Here is a 1869-nt window from a genome sequence, read left to right on the forward strand (position 1 = left end):
TAGTGCGCAGGTGGGGTCGGATACAGGTTCCTGTATCCGGCCCCACGCTGCTCGTGGTCGGACGGAGCCGCCGCCGGACGACGGCGTTCGTCTGGCCGGCGTCGCCGGGAGGTCGGACCACGCACGAACCGACGCCACCACCACAGGCCATAAACCCGAATGCAGCCACCACGGTGCTGCGCCCCAACCCGCAGCACCGCGGCAAACCGAAATGCCGCCGCCGAACTGGGCTGCGCCTGACCCATTGCCCGCGCATCGAACCGAGAGGTCGTCGGACATCGGCCTCGTAGGCGATTCCTGCGCGGGTCGTCGGGCCCGTCCGAGGCCGATCGGGATGGCGCTGACTTCGCGACATCCCTTTCTTCGGCCTCGGGCGTACGGCCCCTCCCCGTCGGCGTTCGGCACCCGCAGAATGTGCGGATGTCGATCTTTCGGGCCGCCGCCCGCCGCCTTGGGCCTACGCGGTTTCTCTCCTCGGTGGGTCCGTTGCTCGTACCTCTGGATCGGGTCGTCAGCCGGGTCACCCGCGGGCGGGTGGTCGCCCTCGGCCTGATTCCGTCGGCGCTGCTCACCACCCGCGGGCGCCGCAGCGGGCAGCGGCGCGACAGTCCGCTGCTCTGCCTGCCCGACGGCGACGGGTACGTGGTGATCGGCTCCAACTGGGGCCGGCCCGCTCAACCGGCCTGGGCGCTGAATCTCCTGGCCGACCCCGCCGCGACACTCACCCTCGGCGGCGTGGCGGTGCCCGTGCGGGCCCGCCTGCTCGACGGTGAGGAACGCGCGCAGCAGTGGGCCCGGGCGGTCGCGGTGTGGCCGGGCTACACGGCGTACCAGAGGCGGGCCGAAGGTCGTCGAATTCATCTTTTCCGCCTGGAGAAGGTCTGACCTTTTCCGATGGTCCCGGCATCGTGCCATCGCGCCGGCAGAGACGAGCGTCGAGGTGGGAGCGCACCCACCATGGCCGCATGACATTCATCCACTGGATCGGTCCCACCTGAGGGACCAGAATGACGGCCGTGAGCGACGAGCCGAATCCCTACCTCGCGAACCCGCGCTGGGTGGTGGCCGAGCTGGTCGCTGACGCGGCGCGCCGGCGGTATCCCGCCGACATCCTCGCGATCGGCGTGCACGGTTCGCTCGCGCACGGCGACGACTCCGACACCAGCGACGTCGACCTGGTCGTCGTCACGTACCGACAGGGCGCCGGCCCACGCCCCGTCGCCCGCCGCATCGACGGCGTCCTGGTCGACCTGGGCGTCGTCGGCGCCGACGAGTACCTGCGGCACGCCCGCACCCTGTCGACCTCCTGGCCACTGGCGGCGGACCGCTACGTGACCACGAAGCCGATCCACGACCCGTCGGGTTGGCTGGAACAACTCCGCGACGTGCACCTGGGCCGGCTGGCGGAGGCACGCAACGCCGAGTTCACGGCGCTGGCTCGCGAGGCCTGGTGCCGCGGAGCGTCGGCACACGCGCGAGCGACCCGGCTGGCCGCCTGGTACGAGAGCGAGGTCGCCCTGGTCATGCTCGCCGAGGCGCGGCTGGCTGCGGCGACGGTGATCGGCCTGCTCGCCCGCACCTATTTCCGGAATGGCGCCGACGCGGTCCGCCGGACCGGGGTGGCGGGGGCGGACCTGACCGAACTGGGCGTCATCCTCCGCGACCAGGCAACGGACCTCGCCGACCGCGGCCGCCCGGTAGACGGCACGGTCAGCGATCTGTTCGACCGATAACCCGACGAAGGCTGCCGCCAAAGACCTTGCGCCGGCCGCCGCGGGCTCGGTCGCCTCCGCCGGAGGCCGTCGGCGGATAAGCGGCATAGTTCGGCCTCCAGAACCCCTCGTTGCCGTTGGTCAGCGGCAAGCCGAA

Annotated in this window: 2 protein-coding genes; both read left to right on the top strand. The window is 71.6% G+C overall.

Features of this window, described 5'->3' with window-relative positions:
- The first annotated feature begins 420 nt into the window (after positions 1-420).
- Positions 421-885 carry a nitroreductase family deazaflavin-dependent oxidoreductase gene (locus Asi02nite_RS41125; protein ID WP_203719463.1) on the top strand — a complete coding sequence of 155 codons (465 nt, stop codon included), beginning with the start codon at positions 421-423 and terminating at the stop codon, positions 883-885.
- A 131-nt stretch (positions 886-1016) separates the two neighbouring features.
- A complete protein-coding gene (locus Asi02nite_RS41130; protein ID WP_239127734.1) occupies positions 1017-1733 on the top strand; it encodes a nucleotidyltransferase domain-containing protein in 717 nt (238 codons plus the stop codon).
- Positions 1734-1869: the final 136 nt, after the last annotated feature.

Source organism: Asanoa siamensis, assembly GCF_016862555.1.
GTDB classification, from domain to species: domain Bacteria; phylum Actinomycetota; class Actinomycetes; order Mycobacteriales; family Micromonosporaceae; genus Asanoa; species Asanoa siamensis.

Excerpts from the sequence above, each read along its gene's own strand:
- Asi02nite_RS41125 (WP_203719463.1), top strand. The coding sequence starts at position 421 with ATGTCGATCTTTCGGGCCGCCGCCCGCCGCCTTGGGCCTACGCGGTTT.